Genomic DNA, 2,807 nt, shown 5'->3' on the forward strand with positions numbered 1-2,807 from the left:
GGACATCAAAAAATTATAAACCGCCTTTTAAATAGCGTTTCTAACGATGATTTAGAAACGGTTGTTCTCACCTTTTCTCAACATCCTAGAACAGTTTTGCATGCAGACGACAAAATAAAATTGCTAAACACCAATGAAGAAAAAATTTCTTTACTTGAAAAAAAAGGAATAGATAATTTGATAATTCATCCTTTTGATTCTGAATTTTATGAATTATCAGGAGAGGATTTTGTAAAAAAAATTCTTGTTGATAAACTAAATATTCAAAAAATAATTATTGGATATGATCATCGTTTTGGAAAAAATCGATCTTCTGATATACACGACTTAATTTATTTTGGTAAAAAGTATCATTTTGATGTAGAGCAAATTTCTGCCAAAGAAATAGATGAAATTTCTGTAAGTTCAACCAAAATAAGAAATGCAATACTTGATGGTAATATATCATTAGCAAACCAATATTTAGGCTACAATTATTTGTTTTCGGGAAAAGTCATAAAAGGAAACCAATTAGGAAGACAAATAGGTTTTCCAACCGCAAATCTATATATTGAAAGTGAACATAAAATTATTCCGAAAAACGGAGTTTACATTGTTGAAGTGCTTTTTAATGAGAAAAGTTTCAAAGGAATTATGAACATTGGATTAAAACCTACTATTGATGGAAAAAATATTTCTATTGAAGTTAATATTTTCGATTTTGATCAAGATATTTATAATCAAGAAATAACGGTTTCTGTTTTGGAATTTGTAAGATCTGAAATAAAATTCAATGACATAGAGCAGTTAAAAAATCAAATAAAATTAGATGCAATTAAAGCAAAAAATTATTTTAATAATTAGTTTTAAAAATTGTTAAATATTTTTTTATCATAAATTAATTACTTAGCTTTGAATATAATACGTTTAAATATTTCCCAATTTTATTAATTTAATATATAAAGTTATGAGTATTTCAAAAGAATTTAACAATGGTTTTTTAATTTTTATTTCCATAGGAATTTATTTTTTAATGATGGAGCTTCTTGGTTTATCAGATGTATTCTATCTTAGAATATTAAACATATTTATTGTAATATACTTTTTGCAAAAAACAATAAAATCAAATTATCAGGAAGGGAAAACGGAGTATTTGGAAAATTTAATTTCTGGAACACTCACTTCACTCATAGGTGTAATTTTGAGCGTTGCAGGACTCATGGTATATATTTCAATGAAAGGAGGCGATGCTTATTTATCAAAATTATCTGCTAATTTTTTATTTGGGGGTGGTTCGCCATCCATGAATCAATATTGTATTGGACTATTGTTTGAAGGAATTGCATCATCCATAATTATTACATTTACATTGATGCAATATTATAAAGATAGAACTGTTGAGAATTTTTAAACCCAGAAATTTAAGCTTAATCTTTGAAAAAACTTCTAATAAAATAATTTATTAGAAGTTTTTTCAGTTTGAACAAGTATGGTTATAATATTTAAAACGAAATTGCTACTTTTGAAACAAAATAATATGGAATATGAGTATTACAAGAAATAACTGGACCAGAGAAGAAATAATTTCTATTTATAATAAACCTCTAATGGATTTGCTTTACGAAGCAGCATCAATACACCGGGAACATCATGATCCAAATGTGGTTCAAGTTTCAACATTATTATCCATAAAAACTGGTGGTTGCCCAGAAGATTGTGGCTATTGCCCGCAAGCCGCAAGATATCATACAGATATTGAAGGCAATGATTTAATGAGTGTACAACAAGTAAAAGCTCAAGCTTTGAGAGCAAAATCATCTGGTTCCTCTAGAGTTTGTATGGGAGCGGCTTGGAGAAACGTTAAAGATGGCCCTGAATTTGACCAAGTTTTGGAAATGGTTCGTACTATCAACAAGCTGGATATGGAAGTTTGTTGTACGCTTGGTATGATTACCGAAAATCAAGCCAATCGATTGGCAGAAGCTGGTTTGTACGCCTACAATCACAATTTAGATACATCTGAAGAATATTATAAAGAAGTTATTTCGACCAGAGGTTTTGAAGATAGAATTAAAACTATCGAAAATGTACGTAAAACCAATGTCACAGTTTGCAGCGGTGGTATTATAGGAATGGGAGAGAGTGTAGCAGATAGAGCAGGAATGCTGGTTGCATTGTCTACATTAAATCCGCAGCCAGAATCTGTTCCAATTAATGCTCTTGTAGCAGTTGAAGGTACACCAATGGAAGAAGAAAAGCCAGTTGAAATTTGGGAAATGATTCGTATGGTAGCCACTACAAGAATTATCATGCCAGAAACTCAAGTTAGACTTTCTGCTGGTAGAATGAATATGAGTCGCGAAGGCCAAGCCATGTGTTTCTTTGCTGGTGCGAACTCGATTTTTGCGGGCGATAAATTGCTGACTACACCAAATCCTGATGTAAATGAAGACATGAAAATGTTTGAAATGTTAGGTTTGAATCCACAAAAACCTTTCACAAAAGTCTCTCAACCACAGACCGTTGAAGCTGAAGACTCTCAATTTGCCCCACTAGGTGAAAAACCAAAATGGTCAAGACCAGGGCATACAATTGAACGAAATCTTGAAGCATCAGGCAAAGAAAAATAAATTTAGACTCCATTCACCATACAAACCATCTGTTCAAAACAGGTGGTTTTTTTATGAAGTCAAATCAAAAAATTACCTTTCGAACGATTGACAGACCAATTTGTAACACTATTGTTACCAAAACTACTTGATTTTTAGCTTTTACTGTAGAAACCGAAAAATTCATTTCATTTATATTGCTTTTAGCGAACATTTTTC

3 protein-coding genes are annotated in these 2,807 nt (G+C 30.8%); all 3 read left to right on the forward strand.

Annotation, left to right across the window (positions count from 1 at the left end; all coding sequences use genetic code 11):
- On the forward strand, window positions 1-843 hold an 843-nt coding region (locus tag RMN92_RS00790), incomplete at its 5' end, for a bifunctional riboflavin kinase/FAD synthetase (protein ID WP_309607558.1).
- Window positions 844-946: 103 nt separating this feature from the next.
- Window positions 947-1,390, forward strand: coding sequence for a hypothetical protein (locus RMN92_RS00795; protein WP_309607559.1), 444 nt, complete (start codon window positions 947-949; stop codon window positions 1,388-1,390).
- Window positions 1,391-1,523: 133 nt separating this feature from the next.
- Complete coding sequence (bioB, locus tag RMN92_RS00800) at window positions 1,524-2,609, forward strand: biotin synthase BioB (protein ID WP_309607560.1); 1,086 nt, start codon at window positions 1,524-1,526, stop codon at window positions 2,607-2,609.
- The last annotated feature ends 198 nt before the right edge of the window (window positions 2,610-2,807 follow it).

It is taken from the genome of Flavobacterium sp. (assembly GCF_031363805.1).
GTDB lineage: Bacteria > Bacteroidota > Bacteroidia > Flavobacteriales > Flavobacteriaceae > Flavobacterium.

What these genes read in the sequence shown, in the direction of transcription:
- bioB (WP_309607560.1), top strand. Translation starts at nt 1,524, where the DNA reads ATGAGTATTACAAGAAATAACTGGACCAGAGAAGAAATAATTTCTATT.
- RMN92_RS00795 (WP_309607559.1), top strand. Translation starts at nt 947, where the DNA reads ATGAGTATTTCAAAAGAATTTAACAATGGTTTTTTAATTTTTATTTCC.